Origin of the sequence: Pusillimonas caeni (assembly GCF_003545815.1) — a bacterium.
GTDB lineage: Bacteria > Pseudomonadota > Gammaproteobacteria > Burkholderiales > Burkholderiaceae_B > Pusillimonas > Pusillimonas caeni.
In genome coordinates, this window is record NZ_PDUW01000001.1 from 73,535 (window position 1) to 94,540 (window position 21,006).

General features: G+C 59.8%; 20 protein-coding genes and 1 tRNA gene. 1 reads left to right on the forward strand and 20 read right to left on the reverse strand.

Annotation, left to right across the window (positions count from 1 at the left end; all coding sequences use genetic code 11):
• Positions 1-12: 12 nt before the first annotated feature.
• The 20 genes from CSC67_RS00385 to CSC67_RS00475 form a co-directional block, all read right to left on the reverse strand.
• The gene (locus tag CSC67_RS00385; protein WP_118992544.1) at positions 13-546 is read right to left on the reverse strand and encodes a TRAP transporter small permease; all 534 of its coding nucleotides are present in this window, start codon (positions 544-546) and stop codon (positions 13-15) included.
• A gap of 15 nt (positions 547-561) precedes the next feature.
• Positions 562-1,539 carry a TRAP transporter substrate-binding protein DctP gene (dctP, locus tag CSC67_RS00390; RefSeq protein WP_118992545.1) on the reverse strand — a complete coding sequence of 326 codons (978 nt, stop codon included), beginning with the start codon at positions 1,537-1,539 and terminating at the stop codon, positions 562-564.
• A 731-nt stretch (positions 1,540-2,270) separates the two neighbouring features.
• Positions 2,271-2,435, reverse strand: a complete 165-nt coding sequence (locus CSC67_RS21425) for a hypothetical protein (protein WP_209304243.1) — start codon at positions 2,433-2,435, stop codon at positions 2,271-2,273.
• 49 nt (positions 2,436-2,484) lie between these two features.
• Positions 2,485-2,928, reverse strand: a complete 444-nt coding sequence (locus tag CSC67_RS21430) for an RNA-directed DNA polymerase (RefSeq protein ID WP_209304244.1) — start codon at positions 2,926-2,928, stop codon at positions 2,485-2,487.
• Positions 2,921-3,199 (reverse strand): hypothetical protein, encoded by a 279-nt coding sequence (locus tag CSC67_RS00400; protein WP_135227412.1) that lies wholly within the window; start codon positions 3,197-3,199, stop codon positions 2,921-2,923. Before CSC67_RS00400 ends, CSC67_RS21430 begins: the two co-directional genes overlap by 8 nt.
• A gap of 26 nt (positions 3,200-3,225) precedes the next feature.
• Entirely contained in the window at positions 3,226-3,594 is a 369-nt protein-coding gene (locus CSC67_RS00405) for a hypothetical protein (RefSeq protein ID WP_118992547.1), read from the reverse strand.
• 12 nt (positions 3,595-3,606) lie between these two features.
• Positions 3,607-4,563, reverse strand: coding sequence for a COG2958 family protein (locus CSC67_RS00410; RefSeq protein WP_118992548.1), 957 nt, complete (start codon positions 4,561-4,563; stop codon positions 3,607-3,609).
• 105 nt (positions 4,564-4,668) lie between these two features.
• Complete coding sequence (locus CSC67_RS00415) at positions 4,669-7,047, reverse strand: restriction endonuclease subunit S (RefSeq protein ID WP_118992549.1); 2,379 nt, start codon at positions 7,045-7,047, stop codon at positions 4,669-4,671.
• Positions 7,040-8,080 carry a PDDEXK nuclease domain-containing protein gene (locus CSC67_RS00420; protein ID WP_118992550.1) on the reverse strand — a complete coding sequence of 347 codons (1,041 nt, stop codon included), beginning with the start codon at positions 8,078-8,080 and terminating at the stop codon, positions 7,040-7,042. Before CSC67_RS00420 ends, CSC67_RS00415 begins: the two co-directional genes overlap by 8 nt.
• Complete coding sequence (locus CSC67_RS00425; protein WP_118992551.1) at positions 8,077-9,552, reverse strand: type I restriction-modification system subunit M; 1,476 nt, start codon at positions 9,550-9,552, stop codon at positions 8,077-8,079. The genes CSC67_RS00420 and CSC67_RS00425 overlap by 4 nt, the downstream gene beginning before the upstream one ends.
• A gap of 25 nt (positions 9,553-9,577) precedes the next feature.
• Positions 9,578-11,968: an EcoAI/FtnUII family type I restriction enzme subunit R gene (hsdR, locus tag CSC67_RS00430; protein WP_118992552.1), complete on the reverse strand. Its 2,391-nt coding sequence runs from the start codon at positions 11,966-11,968 to the stop codon at positions 9,578-9,580.
• Positions 11,969-12,200: 232 nt separating this feature from the next.
• On the reverse strand, positions 12,201-13,292 hold the full coding sequence (ychF, locus tag CSC67_RS00435) for a redox-regulated ATPase YchF (protein ID WP_118992553.1): 1,092 nt from the start codon (positions 13,290-13,292) through the stop codon (positions 12,201-12,203).
• Positions 13,293-13,345: 53 nt separating this feature from the next.
• Positions 13,346-14,119 (reverse strand): CPBP family glutamic-type intramembrane protease, encoded by a 774-nt coding sequence (locus CSC67_RS00440; RefSeq protein ID WP_118992554.1) that lies wholly within the window; start codon positions 14,117-14,119, stop codon positions 13,346-13,348.
• Positions 14,119-14,724: an aminoacyl-tRNA hydrolase gene (pth, locus tag CSC67_RS00445; RefSeq protein WP_118992555.1), complete on the reverse strand. Its 606-nt coding sequence runs from the start codon at positions 14,722-14,724 to the stop codon at positions 14,119-14,121. The genes CSC67_RS00440 and pth overlap by 1 nt, the downstream gene beginning before the upstream one ends.
• A 178-nt stretch (positions 14,725-14,902) precedes the next feature.
• Entirely contained in the window at positions 14,903-15,535 is a 633-nt protein-coding gene (locus CSC67_RS00450; protein ID WP_118992556.1) for a 50S ribosomal protein L25/general stress protein Ctc, read from the reverse strand.
• Positions 15,536-15,640: 105 nt separating this feature from the next.
• A complete protein-coding gene (locus CSC67_RS00455) occupies positions 15,641-16,591 on the reverse strand; it encodes a ribose-phosphate pyrophosphokinase (RefSeq protein WP_167752697.1) in 951 nt (316 codons plus the stop codon).
• A 115-nt stretch (positions 16,592-16,706) separates the two neighbouring features.
• Positions 16,707-16,783 (reverse strand) — tRNA-Gln (locus CSC67_RS00460).
• Position 16,784: 1 nt separating this feature from the next.
• Positions 16,785-17,723: a 4-(cytidine 5'-diphospho)-2-C-methyl-D-erythritol kinase gene (gene ispE / locus CSC67_RS00465; protein ID WP_118992558.1), complete on the reverse strand. Its 939-nt coding sequence runs from the start codon at positions 17,721-17,723 to the stop codon at positions 16,785-16,787.
• 7 nt (positions 17,724-17,730) lie between these two features.
• A complete protein-coding gene (gene lolB, locus CSC67_RS00470; RefSeq protein WP_118992559.1) occupies positions 17,731-18,318 on the reverse strand; it encodes a lipoprotein insertase outer membrane protein LolB in 588 nt (195 codons plus the stop codon).
• Positions 18,318-20,081 (reverse strand): tetratricopeptide repeat protein, encoded by a 1,764-nt coding sequence (locus CSC67_RS00475; protein ID WP_245220077.1) that lies wholly within the window; start codon positions 20,079-20,081, stop codon positions 18,318-18,320. Before CSC67_RS00475 ends, lolB begins: the two co-directional genes overlap by 1 nt.
• An 85-nt stretch (positions 20,082-20,166) precedes the next feature.
• On the opposite strand from CSC67_RS00475, the gene mutM reads away from it, so the two are divergent.
• Positions 20,167-20,994: a bifunctional DNA-formamidopyrimidine glycosylase/DNA-(apurinic or apyrimidinic site) lyase gene (gene mutM / locus CSC67_RS00480; protein WP_118992561.1), complete on the forward strand. Its 828-nt coding sequence runs from the start codon at positions 20,167-20,169 to the stop codon at positions 20,992-20,994.
• The last annotated feature ends 12 nt before the right edge of the window (positions 20,995-21,006 follow it).

The following is a 21,006-nucleotide window of genomic DNA, read 5'->3' on the forward strand; positions in this document are numbered from 1 at the left end:
GGCGTATTCCGTTTACCGCGCAGAAGCATGCGCCAGGATGCGAAGCTCGCCCCTGAACAACAGCAGAAACTCGATGGCGACGAGAAACATGCCGAAAGGCACGAACGCGCTTATCGTCCACTCGGGGATGGTGAAGGTCTTGTAGATTTGGCTGCCCCGCTCGAAGGCCCTCTCGGTGGCAAGGGCGCTGTAGTAGCAGATGACGAAGCAGATGACGCTGCCCAGCAGGCAGACGAAGGCATTGACCCCATGCCGGAGGCGCCTGGGCAGGTTGGACGTGACGACGTCGACACAGACGTGGGCGCCTTCGCGCAGCACCCAGGGCGCGGCGAAGACGGTCGCCACGTACATGGCGTACTCCATGAGCTCGATGACCCAGGCCAGTCCGCCGCCGGTGAGGTTGCGCACCACCACGTCGGCGCCGATGAAGAAGGCCATCAGGCCGAAGATGGCCCCCGCAATGATGGCCAGGCCTACGATGAGGGCGTCGTAGGCCCTGACTATTGCGCTGTTGGAGCCCGCCGCGCCCGTCCCCGGTCTAGTCATGCGGAAGCACCTTTGCTACTTGGACTTGGAGAGCAATTCGCGCAGGCGCGGCCCATCGTCGGGAGCAGCCTTGAGCACCTGGGCCCAGCCGGCCTCGCGCGCCGTGTCGAGCCACTTCTGGCGCTCTTCGCCCTCGAGCGTATAGACCGTCATGCCGGCGTCGGCCTGCTTCTTGGCTTCTTCTGCGTTGATCTGCTCGTTCTCGGCGTTGGTGGACTCGACCCACTCGGCCATCTTGTTCAGGAAGGCGCGCTGCTCGTCCGTGAGGGACTTCCATTTGTCGAGATTGACCAGGATGTTGACGTCCACAGTGTAGAAACCCGGATCGACGCGCGCCTTGGTGACCTCTTGCCAGCCCAGGTCGAGCACGCCCTGGATGGGCCAGCCATAGCCGTCGACCACGCCCCGCTCGAGCGCGGTGTAGACCTCGGAAGGCGGAGTCTGGATGCTGTTGGCCTTGAGCGCTTCGAAGAAGGCTCGGTAGACCGGGGTGACCCGCAAGGTGAAACCGCTGAGATCGGCTTTTTCGACCGGCTTGTTCGTATACATGTGGAACGGCACCCCGTCGCCGGTACGGGCCAGGTACCAGGCGTTCATCTTTTTGTTGTGCAGTTCGTTGATGTATTCCCAGCCGCCGTTCTTGCGCAGTTCCTGGATGGAGTATTCGGTCAGTTTCAGACCGTCGCCGGCGGGCAGCAGATTGGTGTAGAACGCCGCGGTGACGAAGGCGACGTCGATGACGCCCGAGGCCAGCGAATTGCCCACTTCGAACGGAGGCATGGCCGAAGGCCCGCCCATATAGTTGATCTGCACCAGACCCTTGCCCTCGGCGTTGACCTTTTCGACAAAGCGGGCAAACGGACGCTCGATAAGCGAACCCTGCTGGAACGAACTGACAGCACGAAGGACAACCTCTTTCGCGCTGACCGGGGCCGCGGCGAACAAGGTTCCGACAGCCAGGGCCACGCCCGCTATCCTGGTGAGTGTCTTCATGGGGGGTCTCCTGTTTATTTGTTTATGTATCAATCAATTCTGGCACAAAGCAAACGGCGTTGTCACTAGGGCTTGCCCCATGAAGTGGGTTGATGGGCGTCATGGAAAAGCCATCTTGTGTACGTAGGCTGGCGGCAAAAAACGCACCATCGCCTTTGCGGGGCCTGCGAAAATGCCCCAGTGGCACTTCCCATGTCCGTGCTTGAAAACGTCAAAAAACCCATCTTGACGGATGAAGTTGCTGTTACATTGCAATAGCTTTCAATAAGTACAAGGTGAGTACAAGGCAAATATGATGAAGCTCGATCTTCATGATCGCTGAATTCTTGTGACGGGTGGAAACAGTGGGTTTGGGCGCGCCATGTGCCTGGCTTTCTCGACGTGTAGAGCGCGCGTCGTGTTTGAAAGCCTTTGACGGATAATGGCCACGCCAGAAAGACATTCAGGTCGATGGCAGGATGACAGTTGGCCATATAGGTTTGCCACGCCTGCTTGCCCGCTTTGGATAAGCGGGGTGGGAATGCGGCTGTGATGCTTTCTCGGATGCTGGTAAAGAGCTGCCCTTTCCAGCGCCCCAGCATCTCCGCAGCGTTCGGCCTATCCTCCCTTTCGGGCCACGCTTTGACAACGATGTCGCATTGCTCCTGTACCTGCTGGCAGAGTCTCTGTAGCGCTTCGATGATCCGGCGTAGATCTGCAAAGTCTTCACATGCCGTGGCGAGGCGAATGACTCAGGGCAGATAGACAGCCAGGTCGAAAAACTGCGGTAACACGAGCACGTGCTGGGTGAAGGCACGGAAGAACGCACGACGATGTGCTGTCCAGGCTTCGGGCAACAGATCGCGTTCATAGGCTTCGAAGTCGCGCAGTTTGATGGCGAAGCCAGCTCGACGCATGGTCAACGCATCCGCCTTGCGCAGGTTGTCGGCGGCCTCTCCGTCTCGCCTACCAGGATGAATACTTTGTTCTTGCCATTGGCGAAATGCACCTGGCTCTTCCCTTCACCTTCGCTGAGGTACGTCGGCTTGTAGCCAATCTGTTTTTGCCTTGATCCACCCAGCCTAACGTCTCCTGCGACCGTTCAAACAGCCATTCCCACAGCACCGCCGTCGAGGCAAAGTTCGCGCCGTTTTCCATGACCAGCAAGATGTCATCGACGTAGCGCCCGTAATAGAGGGGTGCAACCTGTTGCTCTATACAGCGATCCAGCTCAACCAGCGCCATGTTGGCAACGATGGCCGATGCTGGCAGCCCCACGGGTAACCCCTTCTTCAGCGGTGTTGCCGCTGCCCACGCCTGCAGGGCACGAATGAACAAACGATGGAGCTTGACTTGGAATTGCGTTAGCTCAAGTTTCAGTACATCGGTGACAAAATCCGGATTAAGCATGAAGCCGGGATTCAGTTCGTGATAAGAAGGAACTGACATCCGCCGTTAATGCCACGATCTTTTTGTCGGCATCCAGCGCGGTACGCATGGCAGTAATGCCCTTGTCACGCCAGTCGCGGAAGGGCTTCAGATAAGGCTGGAACGAACCAAGCGACAGCTTATTGATGCCTTTGCCGTCTTGAGTACGGCGCAAGCGGTTGCCATATGCGCACTCGCTCAACTTAGCATCGAACAAATGCCCGACTTCCAGCATCCATAAGGTGGAGAGCACATGAAAGTCCAGGCTGCATCGGGCCATTATTCGGAATTCGGCTTTGGGCTTTGGGCTTTGGGCTTTTCTGGCATCTCCTTCTCCGCCAAGGCTCTCAGCGCATGTTCCCACTCATCAGTGGGTGAGGAGAAAATCAGTCCATTGTTATTTTCTTTCTTGTGCTTCGCCCAGCAGTCCATCTCGACAGACTTGGTGGCCAGTGTCCAAGTCCCGATTAATTTCGATGATGTCACCCAGATTTCATCCTCGCCATTGATCTTTTCCTGCAACAAGGAAAGGTTGGAATGCAAATTTTCTTCATAGCTTGCAATTGCATCCAGATAGGCATGGGATGAATAGTAGAGATCAACTTTCGCTTTTCGATAGGCGAGGCCCAGATATTGCAGGTTGGTCATGTGGTCACCTCGTTACTGGCTTGAGTCTTCTTCTTCGGGCACATCCCAGTCCTTCGAGCGCGCCTCGCCAGTCTGGTAAAACTGCTTGACCAATTTGACATAGTTCAGGAAATCTCGATTCTCCGTGGCCAACCGGTTAGCCATGTCCCAATCAATTTCATCGCGTTCACGCGCGGGAATCAGCACTTGGCTGTCAGCGGGGTTGTCCACATCCAACTTGATGAAACCAATACCATGCGCCGCGAATAGCATCCGTAACTCTTTCAGTGTGTCCTGCCCACTGATTTCCGCCGCGACCAAGTAGCCGAAGTTACCCCACGACGAGTTCGATACCGCTTGGAAAAAGCACTCACGCACATTCGAGCGATTGATCAGCAGCTTGACCTCAAACGACCAAAGTTTGGTGCGCTTGTCGGAATACTGCTTCACGCAGTCCCGCACCTCCCGGTGCCAGTCCACACCTAAGTCTTCCATGCCGACCATGTCCGGGTACAGCCATCGATTTCCATTCGGCCCTCGCTTGTTCGATGAGCGCTTCTCGTCGATGCGTTTGGAAAAGATGCCGAACTCTTCCCAGACATACTGTGAAAGCAGTGGGTACAGTGCGTGTTCATCGAGCACCGAAGTACCGGCACCTGCTGCTGCCAAAGTCCCCTCACCCTCGGCGGCGGCCACCTCGGCACTGTCCGACTTCTCCGAGTAGTAGTACTTACGCGGTCGTCCTTCCGTAGTTTTCAGAGCTGGATGCTTCGTTTGCATACGGGGGCGTTGCGAGCTAATTTCCGCGACAAGCTGCTGCACCAAATTCGCATCCGACTTGATGTAGTCACCTCGGCTATTAGCCCGTTTTTCCTGGCACTCCGCGGGGTAAGTGGCGAACACCCACTCGGCGATCTGCCTGGCAGTGAATTTTTCCTCGGGCCGCGCCTGTAAATAGCCCACTACCGCTTTCGAGAGATTCAGCGCCACGTTATTTCTCCATTATTCACCGCCATGATCTCACCGCTGAAGATTCACATTGACATGCACGACATGGATCTTTTCCCAACCTTCGGCACGATTAAAAAGTCGTCACTAGTCGATATCTAATCTTGATTGCTGCATGGTCCTTGGTAGCAGTCCTTGAGGAATGATGTTCTCCCTGCCCAGCCAATCAAGCCATCGGCCAAGTTCGGCTGGGGTGAAGCGTGCTTTGCTTTCGTGCCAGTTCTCGCGAACATCGGAGATGATCTGTGCATCCGTCGGTTGAACACCATCGATCAGAAAATCGTTCCAGACCGCGAAAAGTGTGGTTATGATCTCGACTTCTTCGGTCTTCTTGTCTGCCAAAGCGTAGATCAGGCGGTCAAATTTAGTCTTCTGGCCGGGCGACATCAGTGCTTCGGCTTTCGCTGCTGGCTCCGACAACGCAGACAAGCAGCGGTATTCCGTCTTTTTCCTGCCGTTGGCCAAGGTCTTTTCATTGACCTCGAACCAGCGCTTGTCTTGACCTTGCCGCTCAAAATCATAAATCCAAGGATCCAGTGGCCCGGCAGCTTTACGTTCGGGTTTCAGATTCAGTTCCAAGCCGACGTGTGCTTGCGCCAGATACATCACCTTGGCGGCGGCGGTTCGACCGAAGTACTGGGCGTTGGCGAGTTTGCTGAACGCATAGCAGCCGATGTTGGCACGGTAGGCGGCGAGGTCAATAACTTGGGCTCTTGTATGCGATGCTCGCTGGGGGCCTTCCGCTGCGTTGCCTTGCGATTGCGCACGAATCAGATTGCTCAGCAATTCGGTTTGTTTGTCAGTGGTCGCGTCGATCTGCTGTTCTAGAGAGTCGCATAGGGCCATCAGCTCGTTAATTTTTTTGACGATGCGATGCTGTTCCTCTAATGGAGGTATCGGAATCGGAAGGCTACTCAATGTTTTTTGATTTATTTTCGGCATTGTTCCGGATGTGCCGGACGCTCGATCACGAAGAAAATCACGACTCGGTGTGGCACTCATCACAAAATAAACATAATCCTTGTTGAGCTCGGTAGAAATACGCAACTTCATCATTAGGTCTGGATAAATGTACGTATTTCGCTGTCCGCGATAAATAGCCGGAACGCCGACATATTGAAGCGTGTTTCCACGCTGCACGAGGATATCCCCCTCCTGCAACCAAAGCTCCGAGTCAACGGGGATTTCTTCCGCAATAAATTTGAAGCACTCATCCCTGAAGGTGCCAGACGTTGTTGCACTCAATGTTAATGATTTAACGTTAGTTTCGTAATCAACAGCTCTGGGTGAGTACCCATTGGTAGGGCCGAAGATCAAAATCTCACCCAAGGGCAATATGGACCAATGCTCTGGAATGAAATAGCCAAGCCTGTTTGGTTCAATTCGTTTTAAGGTTGTACCGCGAACTTTTAGATGCAGCCGCTCAGACTTAATCTTCTTCAAAAGTTCGCTTACGGCGCTGTCATCTTTGCTGCATTTAGTAAGCTTTCCTATCACTGCTAGTTGCAGGACAGCTTTGCGCAGGTCCGTGACGTTTTCTTTGACGGAGTAGAGCTCGCCGAAATGTTCGGCGAGGAAGGCTTGAACGCGCTGGTACTGGTCGGGTTCGGCGATATTCAGCAGTTGCTTGACAGCTGCGGCATGAACGGTCAGACGTGCTCCCTGCTGTGCAGTACGCAGTTTTTCCAGCTCATCGCAACGAGCCATCAGTTCGTTAATTTTGGAGACAACGCGGTGTTGCTCTTCAAGTGGCGGGAGCGGGATGGGTATCTCGACAAACTTGGCAATGGAAACGCCGCCAATGATTCCTGTCATCGCGGCTATAAATGATGCACGGAAAATAGGAGACAGATAAACGTGGAGGATGAATCGTGACGGGATCCGTCCATACAGTTCATTGGCAAAGAGCTTGTTGCCAAAGCAGATATCGCGATCGGTCAGACCACACTTTTTCCCGGCACTGCCACCTTCCGCGCAAATCAACACGGCGCCTTCGTGGGCTACCCTGAACTTTTCCTCATCCAGAGGAATGTAAATTCCATTGTTATAGTCCAGGGCCTCGAAGCCGTAACCGACATCCTTGGTTGCTATGTAAGGCAATCCCTCGACACCGACATATTTTGATTCTTTTTCTCCAGCGTTAATGCTATTGCCGTTGAAAATATTGCCAATAGCGCCGATTCGAGTCCACTCCCATCCCTGCGGTAGCGAATAAAGCTTTTCTTTTTCCATCACCGGTGGCAGGGGCTTGGGTTTCTTGATCTTGCCTTCCTTCACCAGCCGCTGTTTCTCAACCTCAATTTCTTTCAGCAGCTTGCTGGCGGGCTGGTCATTCGGATTTTGCGGCACCAGCTTGCCCTGCATGGCCAGCGTCAAGATCAGCTCGCGCAGTTTCTTGATGCCATCAGGTGCGGCAAAAGCGGAGTCGAAATGCTTTTCCAGCATTTCGGTGAAGTGCTTATTCATGCTCGCCCCCCAGTTCGCGCTCGATCTGTTCGATGCTGGGCAGGCTGGTTTGTAGCTCTTCAGGCAGGGATTCGATCAATTGGTATTCCGCCACACCGATGGGCTGGGTTTTGTCGCGCAATGCGTATTCGGCCACCACGGTGTTCTTGCTCTTGCACAGCAACAGGCCGATGGTGGGGTTGTCCTGTTCGGCCTTGACCTGCATATCGACGGCGGTGAGGTAGAAGCTCAACTGGCCGAGGTGTTCTGGTTTGAACTTCTCGGCTTTCAGCTCGATGACCACGTAGCAGCGCAGCTTGAGGTGGTAGAACAACAGGTCGATATAGAAGTCGTCCCCCCCCACTTCCAGATGGATCTGGCGGCCGACGAAGGCGAAGCCCGCACCCAGCTCCAACAGGAACTGGGTGATGTGCTTGACCAGCGCTGACTCGATTTCCCGCTCGTTGGCTTCCTGGCCAATATCCAGGAAGTCGAACAGGTAGGGATCCTTGAGGGATTGCCGGGCCAGATCGGTTCCCGGCGCTGGAAGACGGTCAGCGAAGTTGGTGATTGCCTGGCCTTCCCGCTCCAGCAGGCGGGATTCGATATGGATTTCCAGTGTGGCGCGTGACCAGCCGTGTTCCACGGCGCGCTGGGCGTAGGCCAGGCGTTGTTCTGGCTGCTTCAGCTTGGCCAGCAGCACCAGGTTGTGGCCCCAGGGCAATTGTCCAACAGCCTGTTGGACAATTGCCGCGTCCGGCCAGGCGTCGGCAAAGGAGCGCATGTACATCAGGTTGGCGCGGGAAAAGCCCTTCATCTCGGGAAAGGCGGTCCTGAGGTCGTGCGCCAGCCGCTCGATGACCTTGGCCCCCCAGCCCTGCTCGGCCTGCCGTTGCAGGATGTCACGGCCGATCTGCCAGTAGAGCAGCACCAGTTCGCGGTTGACGGCCAGCGCGGCCCGCTGCTGGGCACTGTGGATGCGGTTCTTCAGCGCGCCCAACCAGTTGGCGTAACCTTCCGGCGCTGGGATGAGGGACACGGGCTTGTCGCTCATTCTGTCTCCCCGCTGGTGGTCTTGAGCGCGGCCAGCAGTTCGGTTCTCAGCGCTTGCTGGGCGGCCAGCAACTGGCGGGTGATGCCCTGGTATTCGGCCATCAGTTCGTCCGGATCACCCAGTTCGACAGCCACCTCGTGCGGGTTCTTGCAGTCCAGGTCGTAGTTGCGCGCAGCCAGATCCTTGGCAGAGATCTTCCAGGCATGCTCGGTAGTCTTGCGTCCCTTACGCTGCGGGCCGCCCCACCAGGTTTTCTCGAGATCGAATTCCTCAATGGTCAGCGGCTTGGAACGGGAATAGCTCTTGTAGCCTTCCGGGTAGGGGTGCTCGAAGAACCATACGTCCTTGGTGGGGCCGCCCCTCTCGAAGAACAGGATGTTGGTGGCGATGCTGGTATAGGGGGCGAACACGCCTTTGGGCAAACGCACGATGGTGTGCAGGTTGAACTCTTCCAGCAATTCGCGCTTGAGCGTAGTTTTCACCCCCTCACCGAACAGGAAACCATCCGGCAGCACCACGGCGGCACGGCCCGTGTCGCGTTTGAGCAGGTGCATGATCAACGCCATGAACAGGTCGGCAGTCTCGCGAGTTCGATATTTGGCGAGGAAGTTCTTTTCGATGCCATCCTCTTCCATACCACCGAACGGCGGATTGGTGATGATGATGTCTACCCGTTCACGAGGGCTGTAGTCCTGAAGGGGGCGTGCCAGCGTGTTTCGATGATCAATCTTGGGTATACCAATGTCATGCAGCATCATGTTGGTCGTGGCCAGCATATGCGGCAGGGGCTTCTTCTCAACACCACGAATGTGTTCAGCCAAAAGCTTGCGGTCGTCGGTGGTCGCTTCTTGCTTTTTTACATGCTCAACAGCGCAAATCAGGAAGCCAGCCGTACCACAAGCCGGGTCGAGAATGCTCTCGCCGAGTTTCGGGTCGAGGATATCGACCATGAACTGCGTGACCGCGCGTGGCGTGTAGTACTCGCCCGCGTTGCCGGCCGACTGCAGGTCGGCGAGGATTTTCTCGTAGATGTCGTTGAACAGGTGCCGGTCGCTGGACGAGTTGAAATCCACGTCCTCTTCAATGGTGTTGATCACCTGGCGCAGTAGCGTGCCCGACTTCATGTAGTTGTAGGCATCCTCGAACACCGAGCCGATCACCCGGCCTTGTGCGGACACGCCGGCCTTGGTGGCAAGCTGTTTCAAGGAAGGAAAGAGGTCGTTGTTGACGAAGTCGATCAGCTCTTCGCCAGTCATGCCTTCCGGATCCTTGGCCCAGTTGCTCCAGCGAAAGCGGCTTTGCAGCGGCGAACGGTAGCTGGACTGGGTCAGTTCCCACTCCTGTTCTTTGTCGTCAAAAATCTTCAGGAACAACAGCCAGCAAATCTGGCTGATGCGCTGGGCGTCGCCATCGACGCCGACATCCTTGCGCATGATGTCCTGGATAGCTTTGATGAGAGTTGCAAGTGACATGAATACTTCCTGGGTCTAGTTCTGGTCAGGCACGGTAGAGCTCACGCTCGAGCTCGCCCACGGCCTGTTGGTATTGGGTCTTGCCGCCAAAGGCACGCACCAGTTCGATCGGTGTGCCCAGACGGTTGAAGGGAGCGATAGCGAGAATTTGCGTTTCCTCGATGGCGGCCACGCCTTCGTCGGCATACTTGTCGAGCAGGGCTTCGAGCACCTTCTGCGCCTGCTCGCCGTACTTGGCGAAGTAATGGAGCTTCTTGACCTGCTCGGCCCGCTCCTTGCGCGTGAGTGGGGGTTGGTCCCAAGCTACGTGGCATAGCAGGTCAAAAGGGTCGAAATCCTTGCCTGATTGCTCGTCCACCTCGTCGGCCAAAGCCTCGAAGAAGATGCCTTGTTGAGCCAGCTCGTCGATGATGGCCTGCTTCTTCTCGGCCCTGCTCCAATGGCGCAGAAAATCATCGAGCGATGCGAATTCTTTGGCCAGGGTATTGCGGGTGTAATCCTTCAGGGACTCGGTGATCAGTTTTCCGTTGGCGTCGAAGTACTGCACCCGCTCGGCCACCACTTTGACCTCGACGTTGGCGACAACGTAACGGCGCACATTGCTGCCTTCCTCGCCTGGCAGGGGCTCGGCTACGCCGCCAGGAGACGTGGGGTTGTCGTCCGGCATGGGATAGGTGGATTCATCGTCAGGCGACGCCTCCTCATCTTCTTCATCCGGCGGAAGCGGTGGCTCGCCGGGGCCTGGCTCATAGATCTGCACGGGATCGCCGTCGAAAGCAGGATCGGCGAACAGCTCGGTCGCTTTCTTGAAATCGAGGATAGTGAACCAGTATTTGTCGAAGTCTTCGTTGATACGCGTTCCGCGACCAATGATCTGCTTGAACTCGGTCATGGACTGGATGCGCTGATCCAGCACGATGAGCTTGCAGGTTTGGGCATCGACGCCCGTAGTCATCAGCTTGGAGGTAGTCGCGATGACGGGATACTTGCTTTCCGGGAAGATGAAGTTGTCCAGCTCCATCTTGCCTTCTTCATTGTCGCCGGTGATGCGCACGACATAGCGATGGTTCTGCGCCACCAGGTCGGCGTTCTCGTTGACCAACGCCTGGCGCATGCGTTCGGCATGGTCGATGTTGTCGCAGAAGACGATGGTCTTGTCAAAGCGGTTGCTGGCCTTCAGGTATTCGCTGATCTTGCGCGCCACCATGTGCGTGCGCTGTTCCAGTACCAGCGTCTTGTCAAAATCACGCTGGTTATAGATCCGGTCTTCGATCTCGTTGCCGTGCTTGTCGAGCATGCCCTTGTCGGGACGCCAGCCGGTCAGGTCTTTGTCCAGGTCGATGCGCACTACCTTGTAGGGTGCGAGAAAGCCATCATTGATGCCCTGACGTAGCGAGTAGGTGTAAATGGGCTCGCCGAAGTAGTCGATGTTGGATACGTCCCTGGTTTCCTTGGGCGTAGCGGTCAGGCCGATCTGTGTGGCGGAATGGAAATACGTCAGGATCTCGCGCCAGGCAGAATCTTCGGCGGCGCTGCCTCGGTGGCATTCGTCGATCACGACCAGATCGAAGAATTCCGGGCTGAACTGCTTGTAGATGTTCCGTTCTTCTTCGTTACCGGTGACGGCCTGGTAAAGCGACAGATAGATCTCATACGACTTGTTGGCCTGCCGCTTCTGGATCTTGGTCATCGCCGCGCCGAACGGCTTGAAGTCGTTGGTCATGGTCTGATCGACCAGGATGTTGCGGTCCGCCAGGAACAGGATGCGTTTCTTGGCACGCGACTTCCACAGCCGCCAGATGATCTGGAAGGCGGTGTAGGTCTTGCCTGTGCCCGTGGCCATCACCAGCAGAATGCGCTTCTGCTCCTTGGCAATCGCCTCAATGGTCTTGTTGATGGCGAGCAACTGGTAGTAACGGGGCGTCTTGTTGCTGCCATCGCTGTAGTAGTCCTGGGCTACCAGAGCCTGTTGCTGCGTGCTCAACCCCTGATGCTCTGCCCACCATTGCCACAGCGTATCGGCACTGGGGAACTCATCCAGGCTCAGTTCGCGCTCGATCACACCGTCCTTGGCGATCTTGTTGTGAAACAGAAAGCCATCGCCATTACTGCTGAACACGAAAGGTACTTGCAGCATGTCGGCATAGCCAAGAGCCTGTTGTATGCCCGAGCCAACAGCGTGCTTGTTGTCTTTGGCTTCGATGACGGCGATGGGCAGATTGGGCTTGTGAAACAGCACGTAGTCGGCGCGCTTATGCTGACCGCGTGTGTGCAGTTTGCCACGCACGATGATGCGGCCCTTGGTCAGCAGGAATTCTTCGCGCACTTGGGTCAGGACGTCCCATCCGGCCTGTTCCAAAGCCGGCGTGATGAACTTGGTGCAGATGTCGCGTTCGCTGAGCGCCTGCTTATTCATAGCCTGTCATCCCTCCATGCTGACACTTCTATCCGTGCCTGCTTGCCCTGCTACTGGGCTAGCACTGTATCGATTCGTGACAATTATCCTCGATAACAAGTATCACAGGGCTCGAATGCCATTAGCGTCCTCTCGAAAATGGGGTAATCCCACGCATCGTTACCCTATTTTCAGTTGGCTATTACCTCTATTTGCATAGCGAGTATCAACCTGAAGATTCAGCACCGGCTGCTTAGACGTTGAACAAGAAATTCAACACATCCCCGTCCTTCACCACATACTCCTTCCCTTCCGCCCGCATCTTGCCAGCCTCCTTGGCGCCCTGCTCGCCCTTGCAGGCGATGTAGTCGTCGTAGGAGATGGTTTGCGCGCGGATGAAGCCGCGTTCGAAGTCGGTGTGGATGACGCCGGCGGCCTGGGGCGCGGTGTCGCCGATGTGGATGGTCCAGGCGCGCACCTCTTTGACGCCGGCCGTGAAATAGGTTTGCAGTCCCAGCAAGGAATACGCTGCGCGGATGACGCGGTTCAGGCCGGGCTCGTCCATGCCCATGTCTTCCAGGAACACGGCCTTGTCCTCGTCGTCGAGCTCGGCGATCTCGGCCTCGACGGCGGCGCACACGGCCACCACGGGCGCGTGCTCGGCCTCGGCGTACTTGTGCACGGCGTCCAGGTGCGGGTTGCCGGTGAAGCCGTCTTCACGCACATTGGCCACGTACATGCAGCGCTTGGCGGTGATGAAGCAGAACTGCTTGATGAGGGCGAGTTCGTCTTCTTCGAGCGCCAGCGAGCGGATGGGCCGCGCCTCGTTCAATACGGGAATGATTTTCTCGAGCACGGCCACCATCTTGATGGAGTCCTTGTCGCCGGAGCGGGCCGTCTTTTGATGGCGCTGCAGGGCTTTCTCGGCGGACGCCAGGTCGGCCAGGGCCAGCTCGGTGTTGATGACCTCGATGTCGGAGATCGGATCGACGCGGCCGGCGACGTGGACGACGTTCTCGTCCTCGAAACAGCGCACCACGTGGACGATGGCGTCGGTTTCACGGATGTTGGCCAGGAACTGGTTGCCCAGGCCCTCGCCCTTGGACGCGCCGGCGACCAGGCCGGCGATGTCGACGAATTCAACCACGGCGGGCAGAACGCGCTCGGGCTTGACGATTTCAGCCAGCGCCGCCAGCCGGGCATCGGGCACTTCGACCACGCCCACATTGGGCTCGATGGTGCAGAAGGGATAGTTTTCCGCCGCAATGCCCGCCTTGGTCAGGGCGTTGAACAAAGTAGATTTTCCGACGTTGGGCAGGCCAACGATGCCGCATTGCAAAGCCATGGGAGTCCTGAAAAATAAATAGAGCGAAAAATCGCAAGCAAATAGGGGCTATTCTAACTTGGCGGCAGGGGCATCCATTGCAGGACCAGCCATACCACCAGCAAAGGTCCGCCATTGAACATGCCGTGCAGCAGCATGCTGGCGCCTATGCCGCGCCGTACGCGCAGCCATGCCAGCGCCAGGCCGGTCAGCCACTGGGGCAGCACCAGCAGCGGCATCAGCCACCACGGCGTCTGGTTCAACGAAAAGTTATTCAGGTGCACCGCGGCGAACAGCAGGCAGGAGCCATGCACCACCCAGGGAAACACGCGCAAATAGGCGCGGCGCCAGCGCCAGGGCAAGGCGGCCGGTCTTGCCGGGGCTCGCCGCAAATACGGCCACCAGCACAGCAGCACCACGGCGCCCACCAGGGCCACCGCGTACCATTTGGGGCCTGCCAATAGGGCGACCACGCAGGCCGGAACCAGCCAGACCGCTCTGCCCGGCTGGCGCAGTCCGTGGCGAAACGTCAACTCTTCGACGATGGGCGCCCAGATGAGGGCTTGCAGCCATGGGATGTTGCCAAGGTCGAGCCGGTGCTCGGCGCCGCCGGCGCCCGCCGCAGCGAGGGCGATCGGCCCGAGAAACAGCAGGTTGATCGCCCACAGCACAACGGCCCACCGAAGCAGGCGGCCCGCCGACACATCGGGAAACCAGTCCAGCCACTCGCCGTGGCCCGGCCGGCGCGGAAGGCGCGGCGCGGCGCGCGGCCTGACGACGAAGCGCAGGAAGTCGCGCCACTCCTGGCGAAACGTCATCGCGCGGGCCCCGTCAGGCGCGGCAGACATCAAACGCCCTGCACACTGTTGCCGCCATGAAGCTGCTGCATGGCCTGATCGAAATCGCCCCGCAACAGCGCCGGCACGACGACCCGGCTGCGTTCCAGGGCCTTTTCGATCTCGAGCAGTTCGTCGCGCCGGGGCGGAGCCAGCACAAAGCCCACGACCTGCTGCGCCAGGCCCAGCGAGCGCGGATGGCCGATGCCGATGCGCAGACGCCAGAAGTCGGGGGTGGAGAAAGCCGATTGGATGTCCCGCAGCCCGTTGTGGCCGGCGTGCCCCCCGCCCTGCTTGATCTTGGCCTGGCCCGGCATGAGATCGAGCTCGTCGTGCAGCACCAGCACTTGTGCGGGCGTGAGCTTGTAGAAGCGCATCAGCGCACCGGCCGCCTGGCCGGAACGGTTCATGAAGGTGGTCGGCTTGGCCAGCAATACCGCTTCGCCATCGACGCGGGCTTTCGCCACCCAGGCGGAGAAGCCTTTCTCGAGCGTAAACGAAGCATGCAGGTCGTCGGCCAGCTGATCCGCAAGCCAGAACCCCGCGTTGTGCCGCGTGGCTTCGTACTCGGGGCCGGGATTGCCCAGGCCGATGATGAGGCGAATAGCTGGTTTCATAACACTGTCTTTATTGATGTGCTGCCCACGGACACGCGAACTGCGCGTCCGAACGAGCTCATGATGCAAAAGCGCTATCGTAAAGCACAAAAGCAAAACCCCCTATGGCGCGCGCCAGAGGGGGTCGTCGGCGCCGTCGGCGGGCATGGCCCGCCCCGGCGCCCATGCGCGGAAGCAATTACTCGGCCGCGGGTTCGTCGCCCGAAGCAGCGTCTTCGCCGCCCTCGGCGTCGTCAGCCGATGCGCCGCCGCCCTTGACCAGCGCGGTGGCCAACGCGGGGTTGGCGGCTTCGCCCTGGCCCACGAAGGTCACGCCCTTGGGCAGCTGGATATCGGCCAGGTGCAGGGTCGCGCCGGCTTCGAGGGAGCTCAGGTCGACTTCGATGGCCTGGGGCAGGTCGGCGGGCAGGCAGTGGATTTCAAGCTCGGTCAGCACGTGGCTGATGATGGCCTTGCTTACCTTGACCGCGGGCGAGGAGTCGCCATTGATGAAGTGCAGGGGCACCTTGGTGGTCAGCGCCTGCTGGGCCAGGACGCGCTGGAAATCGACGTGCAGGACCTGGGGCTTGTACGGATGCCATTGCACTGCGCGCAGCAGCACTTGCTGGGTCTTGCCTTCGAGCTGCATGTCGAGAATGGAAGCGTGGAAGGCTTCTTTGCGCAGGGCGTGGAAGATCTCGTTGTGATCCAGCTCGATATTGACGGGCGGCTCGGTGCCGCCGTAGACGATGGCGGGAACACGGCCAGCGTGGCGCAGGCGGCGGCTCGCACTCGTACCTTGTACGCTACGCGGGGTGGCGTTGAATTTCATGGATGTACTCCAAAACATAAGGGGCTGATGCCCCGTTCAAAAACGCAGCGCATGGCGCTGCGCGCTATCGCCTTCCTGCCGCGACCAGCAGGAAGGCGGATGGGCTTACTCGACGAACAGCGAACTGACCGACTCGGCGTTGGAAATGCGCAGCATGGTTTCGCCCAGCAGCGAAGCACAGGACAGCTGGCGGATCTTGCCGCAGGCGCTGCCTTCTTCGGACAGCGGGATGGTGTCGGTGACCACGAGTTCGTCGAGCTCGGATTCGTTGATGCGATTGACGGCGCCGCCCGACAGGACGGGATGGGTGCAATAGGCGTAGACGGCCCGCGCACCGCGCTCTTTCAGGGCCTGCGCGGCCTTGCACAGCGTGCCGGCGGTGTCGACCATGTCGTCCATGATGATGCAGGTGCGGCCGTCGATCTCGCCGATGATGTTCATGACCTCGGACACGTTGGCGCGCGGGCGGCGCTTGTCGATGATGGCCAGGTCGGCCTCGAGCTGCTTGGCCAGGGCCCGCGCCCGGACCACGCCGCCGATGTCGGGGGAAACCACCACCACGTCTTTGTAGTTGCGGCGCCAGATGTCGCCCAGCAGAATCGGGCCGGCATAGACGTTGTCGACGGGAATGTCGAAAAAGCCCTGTATCTGGTCGGCATGCAGGTCCATCGTCATGACGCGGTCGACGCCCACGACCTGCAGCATGTTGGCCACGACCTTTGCCGAGATGGCGACCCGCGCCGAGCGCGGCCGGCGGTCTTGCCGCGCATAGCCGAAATAGGGGATGGCCGCGGTGATGCGCCCTGCCGATGCCCGGCGCAGCGCATCGACCATGACCATGACTTCCATCAGGTTGTCGTTGGTGGGAGCACAGGTGGGCTGCAGGACGAAAACGTCTTTGCCGCGCACGTTCTCGTTGATTTCGACCATGACTTCACCGTCGGAGAAACGGCCTACGGTCATTTTGCCGAGCGACATGTCCAGATGATTGACAACGTCGACCGCCAGACGGGGGTTGGCGGTGCCGGTGAAGATCATGAATCTGTCATTTGCCATGATGGATGAGATTCCGTGGCGTCAATAATAAAGCTGTTGACGCGCGCCGGTGAAGCGCGCTGACTCAACAGCTTGTTGTATGCGCCAATGGCCGTCAACCATGGCTGCGTGAAAATGGCTGGGGAAGAAGGATTCGAACCTTCGCATGCTGGAATCAAAATCCAGTGCCTTAACCAGCTTGGCGATTCCCCAATTAATCTTTGGTCCAATACCTCAGGGGGTGATCGAGCAACCCATGGCAGGCCCACGTTGCATCGATGACCGGAACCGTGTCGCCACAGTAAGGTATTTTACCGATTATTTTTTGCTGATTCAGCACAGCCTGATCATACGTTACAAACTCGGCAAAAACACAGGCCCCTGAACCGGTCATGCGTGCCGGTATTCCGTGTTCGGCCAAAAAAGCCAACGCTTTTTCAACCGTGGGATACCGGGCCCTAACCACTGGCTCCAGGTCGTTGCGGCCAAAAAAACCAGCCCGCATGCCCTGTATTTGGCCCGCCTGCATCTGCTTCGCTTGCTGTTCAAGTTGCCAATCAGCAAAGACCGTTATTTTGATGCTTTTTGTATCCCGTGTCAAGCCAGGGTCGGTAAAAACGTGCGGGGTGGAAACATGCTGGGCGGGCCGCGCAATCAGGTAGGCCCGCTCGGGCAGCTCGATGTCCGTCAGCACCTCGCCCACGCCTTCCGCAAAGGCCGGCCGGCCGAAGACGAATACGGGCACATCCGCGCCCAGCGGCAGCGCCAGTTCCATCAGTTGCCGGCGGCTCAAACCGGTGTCCCACAAGCGATTCAACGCGATCAGGGCGGTTGCGGCATTGCTGGAGCCGCCTCCCAGGCCGCCCCCCGCCGGGATGCGCTTCTCGCACGATATCTGCGCGCCCCACTTGATGCCGGCGGCTTGCTGCAGCGCCCGGGCCGCCCGCACGATCAGGTCCTCTTCGGCTCGCAAGCCGGGCAGCGCGTTATCGCACGCGATCAGGCCGTCGCCGCGCCGCTCGAAGTGCAGCGTGTCGCACAGATCGACGAAACGGAAAGCCGTTTGCAGCAGATGATAGCCGTCCTCGCGACGCCCGGTGACGTGCAGGAACAGGTTCAGCTTGGCCGGCGCCGGAACGTCATAAAGACGCATAAGCCGGCTATTGATCAATTACCAGCCGCAGGCTGATGTCGCGGGCGGGTTCGGTGCGGCGCAGGCGCAGCAGGCGGGGACCGAGCTCGTCGTAGCGGGACAGCTCGACCCGCCAGCCGTTTTGCGCAAAGCGGGACAGGCGGCCGTCGGCGCCTTTCTCGACATGCTCGGAAGGCCCCGGCGCAAGCCGTCCGCGCAACCAGTCGCGCAGGCCGCCCACGGGGATGGGGCTGCCCAACACCTGTTCGACCAGCGCGTCGGGGTCGGCGGCCGTCTCGGTCGTGCCGTCGCTGCGCGTCAGCAGCGCGCGACCCGGCTGGACGTCGATACGCGCCAGCGTGTTGCCAAGGGGATTGGCCAGGTCCAGCCGCTGCCCGGCGGCCGTGTCGCGCCAGGCGAATCCGCCCTGCACGGCGTCCTGCTTGCCGCCGCGGTACTCGACCAGCAGCGCGAAGCGGCCGCCGCGATCGAAGGACGGCCCGTCGGCGGCGCCTTCGATGCTGGGCGGCGAAGCGCAGCCGGCAAGCATCGCCACGGCCACGGACAAGCCGCCCGCCATCAGACGGCGGCGCGCGGGAAGGAATGTGTCAAGCATCAGCGCGATACCCCAAAGCGTTGCATCGTTTTATTGAGCACTTCGTTGTCGGCGTCCTTGGCGAGCGCGGCGCGCCATATCCGGCGGGCTTCGTCGCGCCGCCCCTGGTGCCACAGCACCTCGCCCAGATGGGCGGCGACGTCGGCCGCCGGCATCAGTTCGTATGAGCGTTCGAGGTATTCGCGCGCAGCCTCGTAGTCGCCCACGCGATAGAAGTACCAGCCCACACTGTCGAGAATGTAGGGGTTGTCGGGTTCGAGCTCCAGGGCCCGCTCGAGCAGGTCGCGGGCCTCGTCCAGCCGGGTGTTCTGGTCGACGAAGGTATAGCCCAGCGAATTGTAGGCGTTGGCGTCGTCGGGCTGAAGCTCGATGACACGCCGCATCAGCGCCTCGAATTCTTCGAAGCGGCCCTGCCGCTCGTACAGCATGGCCAGGTCATATTTGATCTCGGACGTATCGGGAAGCTTCTTGTCGGCCTCGACCAGCACTTCGACCGCCTGCTCGGTGCGGCCGGCCTCGCGCAGTATGGAGGACATCGTCAGGGCGATGACGGCGCGCTCGCGGTCGTCGGCCGGCTTGAGCGCATCGATGGTGCGCCGGGCCTGGGCCAGATTGCCTTGCCGGCTTTCAAGCACCGCCTTGTGGATGCGCGCCTGGAACACCAGCGACGGATCGTCGATCTGTTCGAGCTGGCGTATGGCCTCGGCCAGGTCGCCCTGCTTCTCGGCGATCTTGACCAGCATCAGGCGGGCGTCCGAAGTGTCTCCCATGGCGTCCGTCACACGGTCGTCCACCGCCTGGCGCCGCTGGGTCTGCACGTTGACGTATTGCAGCAGCAGGCTGCGCGCGGCCTCGAGCCGGTCGGCCCGGAAATTGATCTCGGCCTCGGTGTACAGCAGGTCGAAGTCCTCGGGCGTGCGCTGGCGCAGGGTGCGCACCACGTTCAGGGCGCCGTCGAAATCCCCCCGCCGCACCAGGTGGTTGGCCAGCAGAAGCTGGATCTTGGCCGCATCCGGATGAGCCTGTATGAAGGCGCGGGCCTCGGTCATCGCCGCTTCGGGGTCGACGCTCATGCCGTATTCGAGTACGCGCTGGGCGGCCGACTCCAGGCTGGGGTCGAGCGACTGCGCCTGGCGGGCCTCTTCGAGCGCGCGCGCAGGGTCGCCGGCCGCCCAGGCGGCATCCGCCAGCACCACGTGCGAGATCGGAAGCGAGCGGACGGGCGCGCGCAGCGTGCGCTCGAGCACGTCCAGCGCCACGTTCTTGTCGTTGAGCTTGGAAATGATGGCCGCGGCCTGCAGGATGGCCGTGCTCTTGTCGTCGGCCTGCTCGATGCGCTTCCATAAAGCCGAGGCCATGCCGGCCGTCTGCCCGTTGGACGCCGCCAGGGCCAGCGAGCTGGCCACCGCCTCGGGATCGCCCGGCGCCAGCAGGACCCACTGCTGCGCGGCTTCATTCGCGCGCGCCATGTTGCGGTCGATGATGGCCGCCCGAAACGCCTTTTGAGCCAGGCGCGGATCGGAGGTATCCTTTGCCAGGCTCAGAAACTGTGCGCTGGCGACGTCGAAGTCGCCGCGCTGGGCGGCGATCTCGGCCAGCAGTATGCGGTACAGCAGTTCGGATGTGAGGCCTATCGCCGGCGGCTCGCCGGCGCGCAAGCGTATCTGCTCGACGACCTCGTCTTGCGCCGCACGCCCCTCAGCGGGAAACTGTACACACAAACTTGCCGATACTGCCCAAAACAGAAGACTGGATAGTTTCATTCATGAACCGCCGCTGCGGCGCCGATACGGAAAGCGCAAAATGGCGAAAATACATTATCAGATTTAGCGATGTTAGCACCCTGCCATGCCCGAGCTCCCAGAAGTTGAAACCACGCGTCGCGGAATTGCGACGATCATGCCCGGCCGTCCGCTGCGCCGTTTGCTGGTCCACGAACCGCGCATGCGCTGGCCGGTGCCCGCCGACCTGTCCGCCCGCGTGGCCGACCAGGTCGTTCAAAGCTGCGAGCGGCGCGGCAAGTACCTGCTGCTGAACTTCGACCACGGCACCATGATCGTCCACCTGGGCATGTCGGGTTCGCTGCGCAGCGCGCCGTTGGACGAGCCCCGCCGCAAGCACGACCACATCGAATGGATATTCGACCACGCCCGCTTCTTGCTGCATGATCCGCGCCGCTTCGGCGCGGTGCTGTGGCACGACAGCCGCGACGGCCCCCTGCTGGCTCACCCCCTGCTGGCCAAGCTGGGCGTGGAGCCTTTCGGGCCCGAGCTCGAGCCGGCCTTTCTGCATGCCCAACTGCGCGGCAAGCGCGTGGCCATCAAGCAGGCCCTGCTCGCCGGCAGTATCGTAGTCGGCGTCGGCAACATCTATGCCTCCGAAGCCCTGTTCCGCGCCCGCATCCACCCTTCGACCCCCGCGGGCCGCCTGTCGCTGCAGCGCTGCGAGCGATTGTGCCAAGCCATCAGGGCCACCCTGCACGACGCCCTGGCATCCGGCGGCAGCACCCTGCGCGACTACGTCAATGCCACCGGGCAGCCGGGGTCGTATTTCGAGATACATGCGGCGGTCTACGACCGCGAGAATCGACCCTGCCGGGTCTGCGCCACGCCCATCCGCCGCATCGTGCAGGGCCAGCGCGCCACCTATTATTGTCCGCGCTGCCAGCGCCGATAGACAGCAGCGCCA

What these genes read in the sequence shown, in the direction of transcription:
- CSC67_RS00440 (WP_118992554.1), bottom strand. Translation starts at nt 14,119, where the DNA reads ATGTCTGCCGCGCCTGACGGGGCCCGCGCGATGACGTTTCGCCAGGAG.
- lolB (WP_118992559.1), bottom strand. Translation starts at nt 18,318, where the DNA reads ATGCTTGACACATTCCTTCCCGCGCGCCGCCGTCTGATGGCGGGCGGC.
- CSC67_RS00405 (WP_118992547.1), bottom strand. Translation starts at nt 3,594, where the DNA reads ATGACCAACCTGCAATATCTGGGCCTCGCCTATCGAAAAGCGAAAGTT.
- dctP (WP_118992545.1), bottom strand. Translation starts at nt 1,539, where the DNA reads ATGAAGACACTCACCAGGATAGCGGGCGTGGCCCTGGCTGTCGGAACC.
- CSC67_RS21425 (WP_209304243.1), bottom strand. Translation starts at nt 2,435, where the DNA reads ATGCGTCGAGCTGGCTTCGCCATCAAACTGCGCGACTTCGAAGCCTAT.
- mutM (WP_118992561.1), top strand. Translation starts at nt 20,167, where the DNA reads ATGCCCGAGCTCCCAGAAGTTGAAACCACGCGTCGCGGAATTGCGACG.
- CSC67_RS00425 (WP_118992551.1), bottom strand. Translation starts at nt 9,552, where the DNA reads ATGTCACTTGCAACTCTCATCAAAGCTATCCAGGACATCATGCGCAAG.
- hsdR (WP_118992552.1), bottom strand. Translation starts at nt 11,968, where the DNA reads ATGAATAAGCAGGCGCTCAGCGAACGCGACATCTGCACCAAGTTCATC.
- CSC67_RS00450 (WP_118992556.1), bottom strand. Translation starts at nt 15,535, where the DNA reads ATGAAATTCAACGCCACCCCGCGTAGCGTACAAGGTACGAGTGCGAGC.
- ychF (WP_118992553.1), bottom strand. Translation starts at nt 13,292, where the DNA reads ATGGCTTTGCAATGCGGCATCGTTGGCCTGCCCAACGTCGGAAAATCT.
- CSC67_RS00415 (WP_118992549.1), bottom strand. Translation starts at nt 7,047, where the DNA reads ATGAATAAGCACTTCACCGAAATGCTGGAAAAGCATTTCGACTCCGCT.
- CSC67_RS21430 (WP_209304244.1), bottom strand. Translation starts at nt 2,928, where the DNA reads ATGCTTAATCCGGATTTTGTCACCGATGTACTGAAACTTGAGCTAACG.
- CSC67_RS00475 (WP_245220077.1), bottom strand. Translation starts at nt 20,081, where the DNA reads ATGAAACTATCCAGTCTTCTGTTTTGGGCAGTATCGGCAAGTTTGTGT.
- pth (WP_118992555.1), bottom strand. Translation starts at nt 14,724, where the DNA reads ATGAAACCAGCTATTCGCCTCATCATCGGCCTGGGCAATCCCGGCCCC.
- CSC67_RS00385 (WP_118992544.1), bottom strand. Translation starts at nt 546, where the DNA reads ATGACTAGACCGGGGACGGGCGCGGCGGGCTCCAACAGCGCAATAGTC.
- ispE (WP_118992558.1), bottom strand. Translation starts at nt 17,723, where the DNA reads ATGCGTCTTTATGACGTTCCGGCGCCGGCCAAGCTGAACCTGTTCCTG.
- CSC67_RS00455 (WP_167752697.1), bottom strand. Translation starts at nt 16,591, where the DNA reads ATGGCAAATGACAGATTCATGATCTTCACCGGCACCGCCAACCCCCGT.
- CSC67_RS00420 (WP_118992550.1), bottom strand. Translation starts at nt 8,080, where the DNA reads ATGAGCGACAAGCCCGTGTCCCTCATCCCAGCGCCGGAAGGTTACGCC.